General features: G+C 59.2%; 19 protein-coding genes. 9 read left to right on the plus strand and 10 right to left on the minus strand.

Going from position 1 to position 20,275, the window contains the following annotated elements:
- Window positions 1–5: 5 nt before the first annotated feature.
- Complete coding sequence (locus ACVCAM_RS01635) at window positions 6–275, plus strand: type II toxin-antitoxin system TacA family antitoxin (protein ID WP_008499829.1); 270 nt, start codon at window positions 6–8, stop codon at window positions 273–275.
- A 6-nt stretch (window positions 276–281) separates the two neighbouring features.
- Entirely contained in the window at window positions 282–803 is a 522-nt protein-coding gene (locus ACVCAM_RS01640; protein ID WP_032674508.1) for a GNAT family N-acetyltransferase, read from the plus strand.
- Between the two features lie 73 nt (window positions 804–876).
- Here the strand turns inward: ACVCAM_RS01640 and rutG are convergent, their stop codons facing one another.
- From rutG to rutA, 7 genes are read right to left on the minus strand one after another with little or no spacing between them, the layout of a single operon-like run.
- Window positions 877–2,199 carry a pyrimidine utilization transport protein G gene (rutG, locus tag ACVCAM_RS01645; RefSeq protein ID WP_032674509.1) on the minus strand — a complete coding sequence of 441 codons (1,323 nt, stop codon included), beginning with the start codon at window positions 2,197–2,199 and terminating at the stop codon, window positions 877–879.
- A gap of 21 nt (window positions 2,200–2,220) precedes the next feature.
- Window positions 2,221–2,715, minus strand: coding sequence for an NADH-dependent FMN reductase RutF (rutF, locus tag ACVCAM_RS01650; protein ID WP_023292823.1), 495 nt, complete (start codon window positions 2,713–2,715; stop codon window positions 2,221–2,223).
- Between the two features lie 9 nt (window positions 2,716–2,724).
- The gene (locus tag ACVCAM_RS01655; RefSeq protein WP_023327079.1) at window positions 2,725–3,315 is read right to left on the minus strand and encodes a malonic semialdehyde reductase; all 591 of its coding nucleotides are present in this window, start codon (window positions 3,313–3,315) and stop codon (window positions 2,725–2,727) included.
- Window positions 3,316–3,324: 9 nt separating this feature from the next.
- Window positions 3,325–4,125, minus strand: a complete 801-nt coding sequence (gene rutD / locus ACVCAM_RS01660) for a pyrimidine utilization protein D (protein ID WP_032674511.1) — start codon at window positions 4,123–4,125, stop codon at window positions 3,325–3,327.
- Between the two features lie 7 nt (window positions 4,126–4,132).
- Window positions 4,133–4,519 carry a pyrimidine utilization protein C gene (gene rutC, locus ACVCAM_RS01665; protein WP_407223228.1) on the minus strand — a complete coding sequence of 129 codons (387 nt, stop codon included), beginning with the start codon at window positions 4,517–4,519 and terminating at the stop codon, window positions 4,133–4,135.
- Between the two features lie 11 nt (window positions 4,520–4,530).
- Window positions 4,531–5,220 (minus strand): pyrimidine utilization protein B, encoded by a 690-nt coding sequence (rutB, locus tag ACVCAM_RS01670; protein WP_032674512.1) that lies wholly within the window; start codon window positions 5,218–5,220, stop codon window positions 4,531–4,533.
- Window positions 5,220–6,311: a pyrimidine utilization protein A gene (gene rutA / locus ACVCAM_RS01675; protein WP_008499820.1), complete on the minus strand. Its 1,092-nt coding sequence runs from the start codon at window positions 6,309–6,311 to the stop codon at window positions 5,220–5,222. Before rutA ends, rutB begins: the two co-directional genes overlap by 1 nt.
- A 245-nt stretch (window positions 6,312–6,556) precedes the next feature.
- Between rutA and rutR the strand changes: the two genes are divergently transcribed.
- On the plus strand, window positions 6,557–7,195 hold the full coding sequence (gene rutR / locus ACVCAM_RS01680; protein WP_008499819.1) for an HTH-type transcriptional regulator RutR: 639 nt from the start codon (window positions 6,557–6,559) through the stop codon (window positions 7,193–7,195).
- On the opposite strand, the gene ACVCAM_RS01685 is transcribed toward rutR, so the two are convergent.
- Together ACVCAM_RS01685 and putA are read right to left on the minus strand one after the other, a co-directional pair.
- A complete protein-coding gene (locus ACVCAM_RS01685; RefSeq protein ID WP_021240804.1) occupies window positions 7,192–7,587 on the minus strand; it encodes a lysozyme inhibitor LprI family protein in 396 nt (131 codons plus the stop codon). The genes rutR and ACVCAM_RS01685 overlap by 4 nt on opposite strands.
- A gap of 101 nt (window positions 7,588–7,688) precedes the next feature.
- Window positions 7,689–11,651, minus strand: a complete 3,963-nt coding sequence (gene putA, locus ACVCAM_RS01690; RefSeq protein WP_407223229.1) for a trifunctional transcriptional regulator/proline dehydrogenase/L-glutamate gamma-semialdehyde dehydrogenase — start codon at window positions 11,649–11,651, stop codon at window positions 7,689–7,691.
- Window positions 11,652–12,074: 423 nt separating this feature from the next.
- Between putA and putP the strand changes: the two genes are divergently transcribed.
- Together putP and ACVCAM_RS01700 are read left to right on the plus strand one after the other, a co-directional pair.
- Window positions 12,075–13,583 carry a sodium/proline symporter PutP gene (gene putP, locus ACVCAM_RS01695; protein WP_008499815.1) on the plus strand — a complete coding sequence of 503 codons (1,509 nt, stop codon included), beginning with the start codon at window positions 12,075–12,077 and terminating at the stop codon, window positions 13,581–13,583.
- A 116-nt stretch (window positions 13,584–13,699) separates the two neighbouring features.
- Window positions 13,700–14,119, plus strand: a complete 420-nt coding sequence (locus ACVCAM_RS01700; protein WP_032651277.1) for a DUF3574 domain-containing protein — start codon at window positions 13,700–13,702, stop codon at window positions 14,117–14,119.
- 70 nt (window positions 14,120–14,189) lie between these two features.
- On the opposite strand, the gene ACVCAM_RS01705 is transcribed toward ACVCAM_RS01700, so the two are convergent.
- Window positions 14,190–15,374 carry a NupC/NupG family nucleoside CNT transporter gene (locus ACVCAM_RS01705; protein ID WP_123922601.1) on the minus strand — a complete coding sequence of 395 codons (1,185 nt, stop codon included), beginning with the start codon at window positions 15,372–15,374 and terminating at the stop codon, window positions 14,190–14,192.
- 251 nt (window positions 15,375–15,625) lie between these two features.
- Here ACVCAM_RS01705 and efeU point away from each other — a divergent pair, with 251 nt between their 5' ends.
- From efeU to phoH, 4 genes are all read left to right on the plus strand, one after another.
- Window positions 15,626–16,459, plus strand: coding sequence for an iron uptake transporter permease EfeU (efeU, locus tag ACVCAM_RS01710; RefSeq protein ID WP_008503506.1), 834 nt, complete (start codon window positions 15,626–15,628; stop codon window positions 16,457–16,459).
- 40 nt (window positions 16,460–16,499) lie between these two features.
- The gene (efeO, locus tag ACVCAM_RS01715) at window positions 16,500–17,627 is read left to right on the plus strand and encodes an iron uptake system protein EfeO (protein WP_021240800.1); all 1,128 of its coding nucleotides are present in this window, start codon (window positions 16,500–16,502) and stop codon (window positions 17,625–17,627) included.
- A gap of 5 nt (window positions 17,628–17,632) precedes the next feature.
- Window positions 17,633–18,916 carry an iron uptake transporter deferrochelatase/peroxidase subunit gene (efeB, locus tag ACVCAM_RS01720; RefSeq protein WP_032651282.1) on the plus strand — a complete coding sequence of 428 codons (1,284 nt, stop codon included), beginning with the start codon at window positions 17,633–17,635 and terminating at the stop codon, window positions 18,914–18,916.
- 500 nt (window positions 18,917–19,416) lie between these two features.
- Window positions 19,417–20,205 (plus strand): phosphate starvation-inducible protein PhoH, encoded by a 789-nt coding sequence (gene phoH / locus ACVCAM_RS01725; RefSeq protein ID WP_008503509.1) that lies wholly within the window; start codon window positions 19,417–19,419, stop codon window positions 20,203–20,205.
- The last annotated feature ends 70 nt before the right edge of the window (window positions 20,206–20,275 follow it).

Genomic DNA, 20,275 nt, shown 5'->3' on the forward strand with positions numbered 1-20,275 from the left:
AAACCATGCCAGCACTGAAAAAACAGCGTATCGATCTTCGCTTAACGGACGAAGACAAAACAATGATTGAAGAAGCGGCAGCGATGACGAATCAAACGATCACCCAGTTTATGGTGAACAGTGCGTCAGAGCGGGCAGCGGAAGTCATCGAGCAGCACCGCCGTCTCGTATTAAACGAAGCATCCTGGAATGCCGTGATGGATGCCATCGACAATCCACCAGAGCCAAATGAACGCCTGAAGCGAGCGGCAAAACGTCTTCGAAACATGGAGTGAAGCGTCGTGGACAATCTCACGATCGAAATGTTTTCAGAGGGAAAAGACTATAATTTCAGGGACTTCGATTGTGGTGAACCCTCGCTAAATGCCTTCCTCACAGAACATCTGGTGCGTCAGCACAATGGGCGTATTTTACGAGGCTATTTGCTTAAAGATCGCGATGGTCCGCGGGTCCTGGGCTATTACACGTTGTCTGGTAGTTGCTTTGAAAAAGCGATGCTGCCTTCTAAGACTCAGCAGCGTCGAATCCCTTATAGCAACGTACCGAGCGTAACGCTGGGGCGCCTGGCGATACATAAAGACTTACAGGGGCTGGAGTGGGGAACGACGCTCGTCACGCATGCCATGCGAGTTGTCTATCTGGCATCGCAGGCGGTGGGTGTACACGGAATATTTGTTGATGCACTCAACGACCAGGCAAAACAATTTTATCTGAAGCAGGGCTTTATTCCGCTGACGGGTGAAAACAGCCATTCTCTTTTCTTTCCTACAAAATCTATCGAACGACTGTTTGAGCAGGCGTGATTGCCTGACATAAAGGTGTTCTTAGCGAACATAAAGGTCGGGTAAGGCGTCGCCGTCACCCGACATTGAGATTTCACGACTCCTGACGCACCACCTCGCCCTGCGGCGCAGCGGCCATCCGGCGGCTCAGCAGGGCGTTAAGCAGGATCGCGCCGAAGGTCGCCGTGCCAATCCCGCCGATCGTAAACCCGCCCAGCGTCAGGGCAAAATCGCCCGCGCCCAACACCAGCGTAACGGCCACCATAATCAGGTTGCCGTTCTGGCTGAGATCGACCCGATGCTGCACCCAGATCCGCGCGCCAGCCACGGCGATCAGCCCAAACACCACGATTGAGGCCCCGCCGATGACCGGTGACGGAATGGTATGGATCAGCGCGCCGAATTTCGGCGAGAAGCCGAGCAGCATCGCCATCACCGCCGCCGCCACGAAGACCAGCGTCGAATAGACTTTGGTCACCGCCATCACGCCGATATTCTCGGCATAGGTGGTAACGCCGCTGCCGCCCACGGAACCGGAGAGCATGGTCGCCAGCCCGTCGCCGACGAACGCGCGGCCCATGTACGGGTCCATGCTGCGTCCGGTCATTCCCGCGACCGCCTTCAGGTGGCCCAGGTTTTCCGCCACCAGGATAACGGCGACGGGGGCGATAAGCATCATCGCCTGGGTGTTAAAGGTGGGGGAGGTCACCTTCGGCAGGCCGAACCAGGCGGCCTGATGCAGCAGCGTAAAATCAACCGGCTTGCCGAGACCAAAAACGTTCGCCAGCAGGGCATATACCAGACAGGCGACAATCAACCCGATCAGGATCAGCAGCCGCTGGATCATGCCCCGCGTAAAGACCGCCACCAGACCTATGCACAGCACGGTCACGACGGCCATCCAGCTTTCAAAGGGCGAGCCGGAGACGCTTTTCACCGCAATCGGCGCAAGGTTCAGACCGATCGCCATTACTACCGCGCCGGTGACGACGGGGGGCATCATGCGTTCGATCCAGCGCGTGCCGATCTTCATCACCACCAGACCAATCAGGGTATACACCAGACCGCAGGCGATGATGCCGCCGAGGGCCACGCTCAGGTTGGGGTTGATTCCCTGGCCGTTAAACCCGGTGGTGGCGATCACCACGCCGACAAAGGCGGCGCTGGATCCCAGATAGCTGGGCACGCGCCCGCCGGTGACAAAAAAGAACAGCAGGGTGCCGATACCGGACATCAGAATCGAGAGGTTGGGATCGAGTCCCATCAACATCGGCATCAGCACCGTGGCGCCAAACATGGCGACCGCGTGCTGGACGCCCATCACCATCGTCTGCCCGAGCGGGAGGCGTTCATCCGGCGCGACCACGCCAGCTTCTGTGGAGGTCGATTTCAACTGCCAGTGGGGAAATCCGAACATGGTCTGTCTCCTTAGAGCGCCTTAACAGGCGGGTCGCATCAGCGCGTGGTAGCCGCGGTCAAACCACACCAGCCCTTGCGGCGCCGGGTGGCGAATAATCGAAACGATGTCGCAGAACAGAATGTCATGGGTGCCGACGCTCACCACCTGGCTGATGCGGCAGTCAAACGAGGCCAGCGCATCCTCCAGACGCGGACATCCCGTGTCACCCGTCTGCCAGCGGGCGGCGGCGAAGCGTTCTTCCATTGGCGTTTTGCCGCCAAACAGGTTTGAGAGCGGCTCCTGTCCGGCGCTGAGGGTATTCACGCACAGCGTGCGGTTTTCGCTAAACGTCGGCCAGACGGACGCGCCGCGGTTCAGGCACACCAGCAGGGTGGGCGGTGAATCCGTAACGCTGCACACCGCGCTGGCGGTGAAGCCTGCCAGCCCCGCCGGGCCGTCGGTGGTGATGATGTTCACCGCCGCGCCAACGCAGGCCATGGCGTCGCGAAAGGTTTGCTTATCCGGTGTCGTCATGATCGCTCCTTACGCCAGCCCGCAGGCATCGTCGAAGGTCAGGCGCGGCAGGCGCCCGTAAAGTTTGCCCGGGTCGCCGTAGCCAATGTTGATCAGCAGATTGCTTTTAAGCGTCGTGCCGGTGAAAAAGGCCTCGTCGACCTTTTGGCGGTCAAAGCCCGACATCGGGCCGGTGTCCAGCCCCAGTGCGCGACAGGCGAAAATCATGTAGGCGGCCTGCAGCGAGCTGTTGCGAAAGGCGGTTTCTTCCGCCAGCGCGGGGCTTGCGGTAAACCAGCTTCTGGCATCGCCGTGCGGGAACAGTTCAGGCAGGCGCTCGTAGAATTCACTGTCCCAGGCCACAATCGCCGTGACCGGGGCGGTGAGCGTTTTCTCCAGGTTGCCGCTGGAGAGCGCCGGGCGCAGCTTCTCTTTTCCCTCCGCGCTTCGCACAAACACAATGCGCGCCGGGGAGCAGTTGGCGGAGGTTGGCCCCCATTTCATCAGGTCGTAGATTTCGCGCAGCGTCTCGTCGCTGACGGCAATATCCTGCCAGCCGTTATGGGTGCGGGCGCCGGTGAACAGCGTTTCCAGCGCGGTGGGATTAATGGCTTCGCTCATTAAGGCTCCTTATAAAGCGGGTTCATGACTGTGCAGCAGGCTGGCCAGCCCGTTAAGCAGCAGGGTGTTAAAGGTGTCCGGCTCGGTGACGTTGCAGGCATGGCCGCCCTGACGCATCACCGCGCTGTGGCTGTGCGGGATGGCCGCCTGCAGCTCAGACGAGCAGACAGAGGGCACCAGCATGTCGTCGGCGGAACAGATGATCTGGACCGGGCAGCGGATGCGTGCGGCGTGGCGGCTGAAGTCGGCCTTTTTCAGGGCGCTGAGCCGGTGCAGCAGGTTGGCTTTGCCCTGGAAATGGGCCAGCGCCAGCGCTTCTTCGGCCTCCAGACGGGGGGCGCGAGCGGCCATCCAGTCTGCCGGGTAGAGAAACAGCGGCTGCGCCTCAACCCACGCCTGCGGGCCGCCGTAATGCAGCAGGCGCTCGCGGATCTGAAAGCAGCGGCGGGTATGTGCGTTGAGGGTCAGCCAGCCGTTGACGCACACCAGCGCGGTGAGAGCGTCGGGTCGGTCGAGGGCCAGCTGCAGGCCGACCAGTGCCCCCAGCGCGTGACCGACGACGCTGTAGCGTGCGATCCCGGCCTCAGCCAGCGCCCGGGCCAGTTCGTCCGCCATCTGTGCCAGGCTGTAGCCTTCCGGAAGGGCGTCGGGGTTAGTGCCCGTTCCACGCTGGTCATAGCACACCACCTGATACTCCGGTTCCAGCGCGGCCAGCTGGGGCAGCCAGTAGCTGCCGCTGCCGCCGAGACCGGCAATAAGGACCACCACGGGCGCACCCTCATACGGGGGCGGTGAGACGGAGAGTTTCATGGCCGCCTCACTTCGCGATGTGCGCAACGGTGGCGATCTCAACCAGCGCGTCTGGCTTCACCAGCCCGCACTGAATGCAGAACCGGGCCGGCTTATCGCCGGGGAAGAACTCCGCGTAGATTTCATTAATCGCGGCGTAGTTTTTCCAGTCGGTGATAAAGATGCTGTTGAAGGTCACATCCTCCATCGTGCCACCCGCCGTTTCGATCACGGTTTTGATCGTCTCCAGCACGTGACGGGTTTGCGCCTTTGGGTCGTTGATAAACACCACGTTGTTGTCTTTATCAAACGGCAGCTTGCCGGAGACATACACCACGCCGTCGGCGAGCGTGCCGGGGACAAACGGGGCGATGGGCGTGCTGGTGCCCGGCGGGATGATTACGGATTTCGGCATCGTGCGTCTCCTCAGGCGATACGGGCGAGCGGGGGATTCAGGGCGTCGCAGAACTCCGCAACGTTACTGACCCAGCCAAAAAAGGTTTCGATATTGAACAGGGCCGCCTTCTGGGCGAATTCCGGCCCGGCCTGATGGGTCGCGTCTTCCAGCACCACGCCGAAATATTCGAGGAAAAAGCCGTCGCGCAGGGTCGACTCCACGCAGACGTTGGTGGCGATCCCGGTGAACACCAGATGGCGAATGCCCCGGCTGCGCAGCAGGCTGTCGAGCGGCGTGTTGAAAAAGCCGCTGTAGCGCGGTTTCGGCAGGACGATATCGTCCGCCTGCGGGACCAGCTCATCCACCAGCTGATAATCCCAGCCACCCTTCGCCAGCAGCTTGCCCTGCAGTTCGGGCCGTTTACGCATGGTTTTCAGGGCGTTCGACTTGTGGAAGTTCGGTGAACCGGGACCGCCGGCCTCAACGTACTGGTCATCCCAGCCGTTCTGGAACCAGATGATAAGCATGCCCGCGGCGCGCGCGGCGGCGACGGCGGTTTTGATATTCGCGATCACCGGCCGGGTGGTGGAGACGTCGAACCCCGCCAGATCCAGATAACCGCCCTGGCTGGCGTAGGCGTTTTGCATGTCCACCACGATCAGCGCGCTCTGCTGCGGCGCAAAGGTGATGGCTTCCGGGCGTGCGTTAAGGGTTGTCATTACGCTACCTCCTTCGTGACGGCAGGGATGTGGGCGCGGCACTGCATCAGCGGCTGGATGCGCTCGCCGAAGGTTTCCACGCCGGTGAGGAAGTCATCAAAGGTCAGCAGGACGCCTTCCGCCCCGGGAACGGCTGCCACTTCATCGAGCATCCTGGCGACGCTGGCGTACGAGCCGACCAGCGTGCCCATGTTGATATTGACCGCGGAGGTCGGGTCGGCCATCTGGCGAACGTTGGTATCCGCCCCGGAGCGGGTATCCTTCTGGCTCTGCTCGGTGAGCCAGCTCAGGGCCTCCTCGTCGGCGCCCTCCTTATAGCGCTCCCATTTCGCGCGCGCGGCGTCGTCGGTTTCGTCGGCAATCACCATAAACAGCACGTAGGAGCCCACGTCGCGCCCGGTTTTGTCGGCGGCCTCTTTCATGCGCGCGGCGGTCGGGGCGAAGGCGGCAGGCGTGTTAACCCCTTTACCGAAGCAGAAGTTGAAGTCGGCGTATTTCGCCGAGAATTCCATCCCGGCGTCGCTCTGCCCGGCGCAAATCACCTTCATCGGCACCGAGGGCTGCGGGCTGACGCGGCAGTCGTTCATGGTGAAGAAGTCACCCTTGAAATCGCTTTTGCCGGTCCCCCACAGGTCGCGCAGGACCTGCACGTACTCGGTCAGGTAGTCGTAGCGGCGAGAGAAGTAATCGTCGCCCGGCCAGAGACCCATCTGCTCGTACTCCGGTTTTTGCCAGCCGGTCACCAGGTTGACGCCAAAGCGTCCGCCGGAGATGGAGTCGATGGTGGAGGCCATGCGTGCCACGATCGCCGGGGGCAGGGTGAGGGTGGCTGCGGTGGCGTAGATCTGGATCCGCGAGGTGACCGCGGCCAGCCCGGCCATCAGGGTGAAGGACTCCAGGTTGTGATCCCAGAATTCGGTTTTGCCGCCGAAGCCGCGCAGCTTGATCATCGAAAGCGCAAAGTCGAAATGGTAGTGCTCCGCTTTCTGCACGATGGCTTTATTCAGCTCAAAGGTCGGCATGTATTGCGGTGCAGTGGTCGAGATAAGCCAGCCGTTGTTGCCGATGGGTACAAATACGCCAATTTTCATCACGAACCTCTCTTCATTACGTCGCAGGTGTAACGGTGTTTTTGCAAAGGCAGTGCCAGTTTTGAAAATGGCAGTGTTATTAATGTGTTAATAAGAGGTTGGTGGTTTGGTGTAATTAAATGTGGACTAACTGGTCAAAAACATTGCACAGAAAACAGGCATTCATGCGCGATCGGGGTGCAGGATGTCGTGGCGAGACGGGGGTTTTGCTATGCTGAGGGCAACGCAGAATAAGGAGAGCGGGAATGACACAAGGCGCAGTGAAAACACCAGGTAAACGTTCGCAGGCGGTGAGCGCCAAGAAGCAGGCGATCCTCAGCGCGGCCCTGGAGACCTTTTCGCAGTTTGGCATTCACGGCACGCGCCTGGAGCAGGTGGCGGAGCAGTCTGGGGTATCCAAAACCAATCTGCTCTACTATTACCCGTCGAAAGAGGCGCTCTATGTCGCGGTGATGCAGCAGATCCTCGATATCTGGCTGGCTCCGCTGAAAGCGTTCCGCGAAGAGCTGGCCCCGCTGGTGGCGATCAAAGAGTACATACGCCTGAAGCTGGAGGTGTCGCGCGATTACCCGCAGGCATCAAGGCTGTTCTGCCTCGAGATGCTGCAGGGCGCGCCGCTGTTGCAGGCGGAGCTGACCGGAGATTTAAAGCAGCTGGTGGACGATAAGTCGGCCATTATCGCCGGATGGGTGGCCAGCGGAAAGTTGGCCCCGGTCGATCCGCATCATCTGATCTTTATGATTTGGGCCTCCACCCAGCATTACGCTGACTTTGCGGCCCAGGTCGAGGCGGTGACCGGAAAAACGCTCCAGGACGAAGCGTTTTTCCACAGCACCCTGGAAAACGTGCAGCGGATGATTATCGAAGGGATCCGCTTGCGCTAGTTCCCCGGTGGGAGAGGGCAGCTTAAGTCGCCCTCTTCACACTGCATCAGCGAGGCCAGAAACGCTTCGCGCTCCACGGTTTTCTCCGCCAGGCACTGATTCACGATCATCGGCTGAACGCTGCCACCTTCCGTCCCCGAACCGATAAACGCACAGTCCGCGTCGCGCAGGGCAATCCAGGCCTGCTGCGCCTTTTTCAGCAGCTCGCGCTGAGGGGCTTCCGCACGCTTGACGGCGGCCTGATAGGTCTGGTTGAGTTTTTTATCGGCAGCCTGGTATTGCTGCGCGCTACAGGTATTCAGCTCAAGCTGAGTGGTCGCTTTGTCGCACTCGTCGGCCAGCGCGCTGGCGCTCAGCAGCAGTGCTGCGCCTGCGAGAAATACTCTTTTCATCTTTCCCTCAGTGTAAAAAAGCCGGATGCGCTGCGCTTATCCGGCCTACGGTTGTTTTATCGACCCGGTAAGCATAGCGCCACCGGGAAGAGTTTACACGATTAACCGATGGTCATCAGGCTGGCGTTACCGCCCGCTGCCGCGGTGTTGACGCTGAGGGAACGCTCCACGTACAGACGCTCCAGCAGCAGGTTGGTTTCCCCGCGCGCGAAGCCCTGCACCGAAACAATCGCCCCGCTGCGGGCCGCAACCTGCTCGCACAGCTCGCGCAGCTGGTCAGAATCACCGTGGTAAATGACGGCATCGAACGGCTGCGTCAGGAGCGCATCGGCTTTCGCGAAGTGAATGCGGGCCGAGACCGCCTTCGGCAGCTGTTTGGCCAGGTCGCGATGCAGCGCATCGTCCGGCCACAGCACTTCACACCCGGTGGCCATCGCGGCGGCCAGCTGTACCAGCGCGTCCTGCTCGTTATCCGCCACGCACAGTACGCGCTCGCGCGGCATCAGCGTCCAGGTATTGCGCTCGCCGGTCGGCCCCGGCAGCAGACGCTGCGTACCGGCCTGTGCCAGCTCGCCGTACTGCTGCGCAATCGCACGCAGCTCTGGACGATTATCAGCCCACTTAATCAGCGCGTCCAGCGGCTGGGTCAGCACGGTTTTCAGCTGCGCATCCACCGGATACTCCGCATCCTGACGCGCCAGGGTAACGCCCAGCGCGTTCTCAGGACGGTTCGCCAGCAGACGGTACAGGTAGAGCGGACCGCCCGCTTTCGGACCGGTGCCGGAGAGGCCTTCACCGCCGAACGGCTGCACGCCCACGACCGCGCCAACCATGTTGCGGTTGACGTACAGGTTGCCTACTTTGGCGCTGCCGGTCACCTGCGCGATGGTCTCGTCGATACGGGTATGCACGCCGAGCGTCAGGCCATAGCCGGAGGCGTTGATCTGCTCAACCAGCTCGTTGAGGTTGTTACGGTTGTAGCGCACCACGTGCAGCACCGGACCGAAGACCTCTTTTTTCAGCTCGTCGAAGCTTGCCAGCTCGATAAGCGTAGGCGGCACAAAGGTGCCGGAACGCCACTCGCGGGCATCTTCGCTGTTGTCTCGCACCGCCTGGAACACCGGACGGCCTTTCGCGCGCATGGCCTGAATGTGGTTTTCAATATTGGCTTTCGCTTCCGCGTCGATCACCGGCCCGATGTCGGTGGTGAGACGGCCCGGGTTGCCCATGCGGCATTCGGCCATCGCGCCGCGCAGCATCTTCAGCGTGTGGTCTGCAACGTCATCCTGCAGGCACAGCACGCGCAGGGCGGAGCAGCGCTGACCGGCGCTGTCGAAGGCGGAGGCCAGCACGTCAACCACCACCTGCTCGGTGAGGGCGGAGGAGTCGACGATCATGGCGTTCATGCCGCCGGTTTCCGCGATAAGCGGAGTAGGGCGACCCTGCGCATCCAGACGGGTGGCAATATTGCGCTGCAGCAGCGAGGCCACTTCGGTCGAACCGGTAAACATCACGCCGCGTACGCGGTTATCGGAGGTCAGTTTGGCGCCCACGGTTTCACCGCGGCCCGGCAGCAGCTGGACCACGCCCGCCGGTACGCCGGCTTCCAGAAGAATGTTGATGCCCTGTGCGGCAATCAGCGGGGTCTGCTCTGCCGGTTTTGCCAGCACGCTGTTGCCAGCGGCCAGGGCGGCGGCAATCTGGCCGGTGAAGATCGCCAGCGGGAAGTTCCACGGGCTGATACAGACGACCGGGCCGAGCGGACGGTGGGTTTCGTTGTCGAAATCATCGCGCACCTGACCGGCGTAGTAGTGCAGGAAGTCGACCGCCTCGCGCACTTCGGCGATGGCGTTGCTGAAGGTTTTACCCGCTTCGCGCACCAGAATGCCGATGAGCGACTGCATCTGGTCTTCCATCAGCACCGCCGCGCGTTCCAGAATGGTGGCGCGCTCCTGCGGCGGCGTGGCGAACCAGATAGGGGCGTTATTCACCGCGCTGTCCAGCGCCTGATCCACTTCCGCATCGGTGGCTTCACGCACGTAGCCGACGATGTCTTTTGGCTCCGCCGGGTTGATGACCGGCTGCATGTCGCCGTCAGCAACGGGCTGCTCCAGCATCGGTTTCGCCTGCCACTTCTGCAGCGCGCTGTTGAGCAGGGCAGAGGAGAGGGACGCCAGACGGTGTTCGTTGGCGAGATCCAGCCCCGCCGAGTTGACGCGACCCTGGCCGTACAGCTCGCGCGGCAGGGCAATCTTCGGATGCGGCAGGCCAATCTGGCCTTCCTGCGCCGCCATCTTCTCAACGGCCTGCACCGGATCGGCGACCAGCTCGTCGAGCGGCAGCGTGGTGTCGGCGATGCGGTTAACGAAGGAGGTGTTCGCGCCGTTTTCCAGCAGGCGACGCACCAGATATGCCAGCAGGGTTTCGTGGGTACCTACCGGGGCGTAAATGCGGCACGGGCGGTTAAGCTTGCCGTCCGCCACTTTACCGGTCACCTGCTCGTACAGCGGTTCACCCATGCCGTGCAGGCACTGGAATTCGTACTGGCCCGGGTAGTAGTTCTGCCCGGCCAGGCTGTAAATGGCCGCCAGGGTGTGGGCGTTGTGGGTGGCGAACTGCGGATAAATCAGGTTCGGCACGCCGAGCAGCTTTTTCGCGCAGGCGAGGTAAGAGACGTCGGTATAGACCTTGCGGGTGTAGACCGGATAGCCTTCCAGCCCTTCCATCTGGGCGCGTTTGATTTCGCTGTCCCAGTAGGCCCCTTTCACCAGGCGGATCATCAGGCGACGGCGGCTGCGGCTGGCCAGGTCAATCAGGTAATCAATGACGAACGGGCAGCGCTTCTGGTAGGCCTGGATCACGAAGCCAATGCCGTTCCAGCCCGCCAGCTCCGGCTCGAAGCACAGTTTTTCCAGCAGATCGAGGGAGATCTCCAGACGGTCGGCCTCTTCGGCGTCGATGTTGATGCCGATATCATACTGGCGCGCCAGCAGGGTCAGGGACTTCAGGCGCGGGTAGAGCTCTTCCATTACCCCATCGTACTGCGCGCGGCTGTAGCGCGGGTGCAGGGCGGAGAGCTTAATGGAGATGCCCGGGCCTTCATAAATACCGCGACCGTTGGACGCTTTACCAATGGCGTGGATCGCCTGCTGGTAAGAAACCATGTAGGCCTGCGCGTCGGCGGCGGTCAGCGCCGCTTCGCCCAGCATGTCGTAGGAGTAGCGGAAACCTTTATCTTCCAGCTTGCGGGCGTTCGCCAGCGCTTCGGCAATGGTTTCTCCGGTGACGAACTGCTCGCCCATCAGGCGCATCGCCATGTCCACGCCCTTGCGGATCAGCGGCTCGCCGCTCTTGCCGATGATGCGGTTCAGGGAGCGGGACAGGTTGGCTTCGTTATGGGTCGAGACCAGTTTGCCGGTGAACAGCAGGCCCCAGGTCGCGGCGTTGACGAACAGCGACGGGCTGCGGCCAATGTGCGAATGCCAGTTGCCGTTGCTGATCTTGTCGCGGATCAGCGCGTCGCGGGTGGCTTTATCCGGAATACGCAGCAGCGCTTCCGCCAGGCACATCAGCGCCACGCCTTCCTGTGAGGAGAGGGAAAACTCCTGCAGCAGACCCTGAACCATCCCGGCGCGGCCGGTGGCGGTTTTCTGGTTACGCAGTTTGTCAGCCAGCTGGTACGCCAGGCTGTGCGCCTGTGCGGCAATAGCTTCCGGCAGACGGGCCTGCTCCAGCAGCATCGGTACGGCGTCGGTTTCGGCGCGACGGTACGCGCCGGTGATGGCGGCGCGGCTGACGGACTGCGGCAGGATCTGCTCGGCGAATTCGAGGAACGGCTGATGGCTTTCATCGCCAGCGGCTGGCGCGTCTTCGCTTTCATTGGCGGCACCGGCGAGCAGGGCAGGCAGCTCCGGCAGGCCCTCGTCGCTCTCGAGTCTTTCGAGATAGTTAAAAATCGCCTGCTTAATTAACCAGTGCGGCGTGCGATCAATGCGGGTTGCTGCGGTCTTAATCCGTTCGCGGGTCGCGTCATCCAGCTTAACCCCCATGGTGGTCATCCCCATGCCAAAGCTCCTGTTGTGCTTTCATCGTGTTTGGTCGTTAGCGTGAAATATCCACCATGTTGCAACTTTGTGCAACCGTGTTAAATGTGACCTGGTTTGCAACCCAGAAAATGAATGGATTGTTAACGAATGGTTAGCTGGAAAAACGTGCTGGCTTTGTCGCGGAAAGCCTGGTTTTATGCGGGAGTTAACACTTTTCAAAGGTGCAACCCGTAAAAGCGTGAGCGAGTGCAACCTATAGGAAACTCGTATCAAACCGGGGATGAAATTGATGTAAATGCAGTGTTAAATCGTTTGTCAGCGGAGGGCGCATACGGCAGGATAGCGCGCCCAACCGAAACACAAGATACCGTCACCTCGTTCCGGTGATCATATAACAAGGCAACCCGGATGGTTGTCGCTCGACACTTTTGGAGAATTTGAATGGCAATTAGCACACCGATGCTGGTGACATTTCTCGTTTATATTTTTGGCATGATCCTGATAGGGTTTTTGGCGTGGCGTTCCACGAAAAACTTTGACGACTACATTCTGGGCGGACGCAGTTTAGGCCCGATGGTGACCGCACTCTCTGCGGGCGCATCGGACATGAGCGGATGGCTGCTGATGGGTCTGCCGGGTGCGATTTTTATCTCCGGTATCTCGGAAAGCTGGATCGCCATCGGTCTGACCGTGGGCGCGTGGATCAACTGGAAGCTGGTGGCGGGCCGTCTGCGCGTGCATACCGAGGCTAACAATAATGCCCTGACGCTGCCGGACTACTTCACCGGACGCTTTGAAGATAACAGCCGCATTCTGCGCATTATCTCTGCCGTGGTTATCCTCCTGTTCTTTACCATCTACTGTGCCTCCGGCATCGTGGCGGGCGCTCGCCTGTTCGAAAGCACCTTCGGCATGAGCTACGAAACCGCCCTGTGGGCCGGTGCGGCGGCGACCATCCTCTATACCTTCGTGGGCGGGTTCCTGGCGGTAAGCTGGACCGACACCGTGCAGGCGAGCCTGATGATCTTTGCCCTGATCCTGACCCCGGTGATTGTGATTTTCACCGTTGGCGGCTTTGGCGAATCGCTGGAAGTGATCAAGCAGAAGAGCATTGAAAACGTCGACATGCTGAAAGGGCTGAACTTTGTCGCCATCGTCTCCCTGATGGGCTGGGGTCTGGGCTACTTCGGTCAGCCGCACATTCTGGCGCGCTTTATGGCGGCAGATTCTCATCACACCATCGTTCATGCGCGTCGCATCAGCATGACGTGGATGATTTTGTGTCTGGCGGGCGCGTGTGCGGTCGGCTTCTTCGGTATCGCCTACTTTAATAACAACCCGGCGCAGGCGGGCGCGGTGAACCAGAACGCCGAGCGCGTGTTCATCGAACTGGCGCAGATTCTGTTTAACCCGTGGATTGCCGGTATTCTGCTCTCCGCGATCCTGGCCGCGGTGATGTCCACCCTGAGCTGTCAGCTGCTGGTCTGCTCCAGTGCAATCACCGAAGACCTCTATAAGGCCTTCCTGCGTAAAAACGCGAGCCAGAAAGAGCTGGTGTGGGTAGGGCGCTTTATGGTGCTGCTGGTGGCGCTGGTGGCGATTGCGCTGGCGGCCAACCCGGAAAACCGCGTGCTGGGTCTCGTGAGCTACGCGTGGGCGGGCTTCGGTGCGGCGTTTGGTCCGGTAGTGCTGTTCTCCGTCATGTGGTCCCGTATGACCCGTAACGGCGCGCTGGCGGGGATGATTATCGGTGCGGTGACCGTTATCGTCTGGAAACAGTTCGCCTGGCTGGGCCTGTACGAAATCATTCCTGGCTTCATCTTCGGCAGCATCGGTATCGTGGTCTTCAGCCTGCTGGGTAAAGCACCGTCTGCCTCCATGCAGAAACGCTTTGCGGAAGCCGACGCGCATTACCACTCCGCGCCGCCGTCTAAGCTGCAGCCGGAATAATTTTTCCCACGGAAAACCGTAGGCCGGGTAAGCGCAAGCGCACCCGGCTTTTTTCTTGCCAAAATCCGTCTTTTCCTGTGATATCCCTGTGCTTATAACAATGAGGATAGCGAAGCATGACAATCAAAACAGGGTTAATGGCGGCGGCATTATTGATGCTGGCGGGCTGCAGCGCGCCATCGCAACACGCGGCGGTGGAGACCTGCAAAGCGGATAGCCAGATGCAGCAAACCACGCTCTATTTCGGCTTAAACCGTCCTGCCGGGGCGCAGATTACCAGCAACGAGTGGCAGCAGTTTGTTGACCAGGACGTGACGCCGCGCTTTCGCGATGGCTTAACGGTGTTTGATGCCCGCGGGCAGTGGCTGGGGAACGACGGAAAAGTGGCGCGCGAGCCGAGCAAGGCGCTGATGCTGATCCACGGTAAAGATGCGCAGAGCGAGAAGAACATCGAAGCGTTACGCGGGATTTATAAGTCCCGCTTCGCGCAGGAGTCGGTGATGCGTGTCGATCAGCCGGTGTGCGTGCAGTTTTAATGAAAACGGCGGGAATTCCCGCCGTTGTTGTTTTGTAGGCCGGGATCGCTGCGCGCCACCCGGCATTGCATCAGAGCACCAACCCCGCAAAGCTCGCCGACAGCAAACTCACCAGCGTCGCGCCGTACACCAGACGCAGCCCGAAACGCGATACCACGTTACCCTGCTGCTCGTTCAGGCCCTTAATCGCCCCGGCCACGATGCCGATGGAGGCAAAGTTCGCGAACGAGACGAGGAAGACGGATAAAATCCCCAGCCCGCGCGGGGACATCTGGTGCGCTATTTTCTGCAGCTCAATCATCGCCACAAATTCATTCGCCACCAGCTTGGTCGCCATAATGCTGCCCGCGTTTAAGGCATCGCTTAGCGGAATCCCTACCAGCCACGCCAGGGGATAAAATACATAGCCCAGGATCTGCTGGAAGCTCATGCCAAATACGCTAGAGAAGAGGGCATTAACGGCGCTAATAAGCGCGATAAAGCCAATCAGCATCGCCAGAATAATCATCGCCACTTTAAAACCGGCCAGAATATACTCGCCGAGCATCTCGAAGAAGCTCTGGGATTCATGCAGTTTTTCGAGCTTAACATCCGGTTCCGCTTCCGGGCGCGACGGGTTGATGACTGAGAGGATAATAAAGGTGCTGAACATGTTGAGAATCAGCGCCGCGACGACATATTTGGCGTCGAGCATGGTCATATACGCCCCGACAATCGACAGGGAGACCGTCGACATGGCCGTGGCCGCCATGGTGAACAGACGACGCGAGGAGAGATCGCCCAGCACGCCTTTGTAGGCAATGAAGTTTTCCGACTGGCCGAGGATCAGCGAGCTCACCGCGTTAAAGGATTCCAGCTTGCCCATACCGTTCAGTTTTGACAGCAGCGTACCGATTACCCGAATAAAAATTGGCAGGATCCGCCAGTGCTGAAGAATACCGATCAGCGCGGAAATAAAAATAATCGGACAAAGCACGCCGAGGAAAATGAACGCCAGCCCTTTTTCACCCATACCGCCAAAGACGAAATTGGTGCCTTCGCCAGCAAATTTGAGCAGTGACTCAAAAAATCCTGAGACGTATTTAATCAGGAATAACCCGCTTTCGGCGTGCAGGAAAAAGAACGCCAGCGCAATTTCAATAACAATCAGCTGTAAAACAAAACGAACCCGAATTTTCCGGCGGTCAAAACTCGTAAGCCAGGCGAGCGCAAGAATAATCACCAGCGCCAGCAGGAAATGGACAATTTTAAACATGGTTTATTTTCAGTTAGGTTGTGAGGCGGATATTTAGCCACAGCCCTGAATCAGCGTAAATGGGCATTTTCGTTATAACTTATAAACCTGAACGTTACGTACGTCACTATTATCAGGCTTTGCGTTTACAACTCGTCATCAAAACACCGCACATTTCGCTTGTTTTTCTTTCCGTCGTAATGATAATCACTATCACAAGAATTTACCTTTCTTTGCATCAGTTGACCGTGATAAACATTTAAGGTGTCGGCATGTTTGTTCCATTTCTCATTATGTTACGTGAAGGGCTCGAAGCCGCCCTTATCGTGAGCCTCATCGCCAGTTATCTGAAGCGAACCCAGCGCGGGCGCTGGATTGGCGTCATGTGGGTCGGCGTATTCCTTGCCGCGGCGCTCTGCCTGGGCCTGGGCATTCTCATTAACGAAACCACCGGCGAGTTCCCGCAGAAAGAGCAGGAGCTGTTTGAAGGTATCGTCGCCGTGATTGCGGTGGTGATCCTCACCTGGATGGTGTTCTGGATGCGTAAAGTCTCGCGTAACGTGAAGGTGCAGCTGGAGCAGGCGGTGGATAACGCGCTGCAGAAGGGGAACAACCACGGCTGGGCGCTCATTATGATGGTCTTTTTCGCCGTCGCGCGTGAAGGGCTGGAGTCTGTTTTCTTCCTGCTGGCGGCGTTTCAGCAGGATGTGGGGATCTGGCCGCCGCTGGGGGCCGTGCTGGGCCTCGCCACGGCCGTGGTGCTCGGCTTCCTGCTGTACTGGGGCGGTATCCGCCTGAACCTGGGCGCCTTCTTCAAGTGGACCAGCCTGTTTATTCTGCTGGTGGCGGCGGGTCTGGCGGCAGGGGCGATTCGCGCCTTCCATGAAGCGGGCCTGTGGAACCATTTCCAGGACGTGGCGTTTGACCTCAGCAACGTTCTCTCCACGCACTCTCTGACCGGCACCCTGCTCGAAGGTATCTTCGGCTATCAGGAAACGCCGAGCGTCAGCGAGGTGGCGATGTACTTCATTTATCTGGTTCCGGCGCTGGTGCTGTTCGCCATGCCGCCGCGTACCGGCACGCAGGCGTCGCGCGTTGCGCCGTAATTTTTGATTTAGTGACAATATACTTTTAAAGGGAAGAGTCATGGCAATTCAGTTCCGTCGTAGTGCGTTATGCGCAGGCATTGCCGCGCTGTTCGCTTCTGCATTCTCCGCCTGGGGCGCGGATGTTCCACAGGTTAAGGTCACCGTCAACGACAAGCAGTGTGAGCCGATGACCCTCACGGTGAACAGCGGTAAAACCCAGTTTATTATTCAGAACCACAGCCAGAAGGCGCTGGAGTGGGAGATCCTGAAAGGCGTTCTGGTGGTGGAAGAGCGTGAAAATATCGCCCCTGGCTTTAGCCAGAAGATGACCGCCAACCTGCAGCCGGGCGAGTATGAGATGACCTGCGGCCTGCTGACCAACCCGAAAGGGAAGCTCATCGTCAAAGGTGAAGCGACGGCCGATGCGGCGAAAGGCGCTGCGGTGCTGAGCCTGGGCGATGCAATTACCGCGTATAAGGCGTACGTCACGAAAGAGACGGCGGAGCTGGCGACGGCAACCAAAGCCTTTACCGATGCGGTGAAGGCCGGGGATATCGAAAAAGCGAAATCCCTCTATGCGCCAACCCGTCAGCACTACGAGCGCATCGAGCCGATCGCCGAGCTGTTCTCTGACCTTGATGGCAGCATCGATGCCCGTGAAGATGATTTCGAGCAGAAGGCCGCCGATCCGAAATTCACCGGTTTCCACCGTCTGGAGAAAGCCCTGTTTGGCGACAACACCACCAAAGGGATGGAGAAATACGCTGAGCAGCTGAACAGCGACGTGCTGGAGCTGCAAAAGCGCATCAGCGAGCTGGCCTTCCCGCCGTCTAAAGTGGTGGGCGGCGCGGCCGGTCTGATTGAAGAAGTGGCCGCGAGCAAAATCAGCGGTGAAGAGGATCGCTACAGCCATACCGATCTGTGGGACTTCCAGGCTAACGTCGACGGCGCGCAGAAAATTGTTAACCTGCTGCGTCCTCAGCTGCAGAAAGAGAACGGCGAACTGCTGGCCAAGGTGGACGCCAACTTCAAAAAGGTCGACACCATTCTGGCGAAGTACCGTACCAAAGACGGCTTTGAAACCTACGACAAGCTGACCGATGCCGACCGTAACGCGCTGAAAGGCCCGATTACCGCCCTGGCGGAAGATCTCTCCCTGCTGCGTGGCGTACTGGGTCTGGACTAAGCACGATGGATAAGCACAACGAGAGCGACGTGGCAGAGCCCTCACGTCGTCGGCTGTTAAAAGGGGTAGGGGCGCTGGGAGGCGCGCTTGCTCTGGCTGGCGGGTGTCCGGTGGCGCACGCGGCGAAACCGCAAAGCGCGCCCGGCACGCTGTCACCCAACGCCCGCATGGAGACGCAGCCGTTTTATGGCGAGCATCAGGCGGGCATTCTGACGCCGCAGCAGGCGTCGATGATGCTGGTGGCCTTTGATTCGCTGGCCAGCGATAAAGCCGATCTGGAACGCCTGTTCCGCCTGCTGACGACGCGCATCGCGTTTCTGACCGCCGGTGGACCGGCGCCCGATACGCCGAACCCGCGTCTGCCGCCAATGGACTCCGGCATTCTGGGGCCTTTCATCGCCCCGGATAACCTGACCATTACCGTTTCGCTGGGTGAATCGCTGTTTGACGCGCGTTACGGGCTGGCAAAACAGAAGCCGAAGGCGCTGCAAAAAATGACGCGCTTCCCGAATGATTCCCTGGACGCCGCCCTCTGCCACGGCGATCTGCTTCTGCAGATTTGCGCCAATACGCAGGACACGGTAATCCACGCCCTGCGCGACATCATTAAGCACACGCCGGATCTGCTGAGCGTGCGCTGGAAGCGGGAAGGGTTTATCTCTGACCACGCCGCCCGCAGCAAAGGGAAAGAGACCCCGGTGAACCTGCTGGGCTTCAAGGACGGCACGGCCAACCCGGACAGCCATGATAGTGCGCTCATGAAGGAGGTGGTGTGGGTCACTGCCGATCAGGGCGAACCGGCATGGGCGGTGGGCGGTAGCTATCAGGCGGTGCGCATTATTCAGTTCCACGTGGAGTTCTGGGACCGCACGCCGCTCAAAGAGCAGCAGACGATCTTCGGTCGCGATAAGCAAAGCGGGGCACCGCTCGGCATGAAGAACGAGCATGATGTGCCTGACTACGCCCGCGATCCGAATGGCGACGTGATTGCGCTGGACAGCCATATTCGTCTGGCCAATCCGCGTACCAAAGAGACGCAGTCCAGTCTGATGATGCGTCGGGGATACAGCTACTCGCTCGGCGTGACCAATTCCGGTCAGCTCGATATGGGGCTGCTGTTCGTCTGCTATCAGCACGATCTCGAGAAGGGGTTCCTGACGGTACAGAAGCGCTTAAACGGCGAAGCGCTGGAAGAGTACATTAAACCTATCGGCGGCGGCTATTTCTTTGCCCTGCCAGGCGTGCGCGACAGCAACGCGTATCTCGCGCAGGGTCTTATTGAAGCCTGATAATTGTCCCCGCAACCGTTCGCGGGGACATTATTTTTTCATATGACTATCCTGCTGTTATATTTCTGTAATATTTCTATATGAGACTGATTTCAACTGTAGGGACAGTCCTAAAAGTTGCATTCAGGTAAAATAAATGTTGCATTTATGATAACTCCTGATGTACTTAAGATAAGACAGCGGTAGTTCCCGGCAGTGATGCTGAATCACTATGGAGATCGCGAATGGTTGCGTCCTGTACTGGACAAGGTAAACATAACAACCGCAGCACCCGGCGCGGAGGCTCAGACTCCGGCAGCGATTTCCTCACCACTAAATTTTCCCCCCTCCCTCAAGAATCTGATTCGACCGACGTGCAGAACGGTGCGCGTAGCTGTTCCGTATCGTCATCCGATAGTGCAAGCAATGGCTTACAAGGAAGCCAACCCTCTGATGTTCGTGCGCATAATCGTGCCGACGCTGGCGCGTGTGATGAATACCAACAACTCAAGGTGCTATCCATGGGAAGACAAAAAGCAGTGATCAAAGCTCGTCGCGAAGCAAAACGTGTGCTGAGACGGGATTCACGTAGCCATAAACAGCGTGAAGAAGAATCGGTCACCTCGCTTGTGCAGATGAGTGGCGTAGAAGCAATTGGCATGGCCCGTGACAGCCGTGATAATTCTCCAATTGTGGCGCGCAATGAGGCTCAGGCGCACTACCTGAATGCTATCGAGAGTAAACAGCTCATCTTTGCAACCGGTGAAGCCGGATGCGGGAAAACCTGGATCAGTGCAGCCAAAGCGGCGGAAGCGCTGATCCATAAGGACGTGGAAAGAATCATTGTTACCCGTCCGGTACTGCAGGCTGATGAAGATCTCGGCTTCTTGCCCGGTGACATTTCGGAGAAGTTTGCCCCGTACTTCAGGCCCGTCTATGACGTGCTGGTGAAGCGGCTGGGTGCATCCTTCATGCAGTACTGCCTGCGGCCAGAGATTGGCAAGGTGGAAATCGCGCCGTTCGCCTATATGCGCGGACGTACATTTGAAAATGCGGTCGTCATTCTTGACGAGGCTCAGAACGTGACCGCTGCGCAAATGAAGATGTTTTTAACGCGCCTCGGGGAGAACGTGACGGTTATCGTTAACGGCGATATTACCCAGTGTGACCTGCCGTCCGGCGTGAAATCCGGACTGAGCGACGCCATGTCGCGTTTTGAGGAAGATGAGATGATTGGGGTGGTACGCTTCACCAAAGATGACTGCGTGCGCTCGGCGCTCTGCCAGCGCACGCTACAAGCGTATTACTGAGTGTGCAGTTGCGTTCAAGGCCCGGGAAACCGGGCTTTGTTTTATGTGCAGGCATGTTGTCGGGTGGCGC

Source organism: Enterobacter sp. CFEC122 (assembly GCF_052983755.1).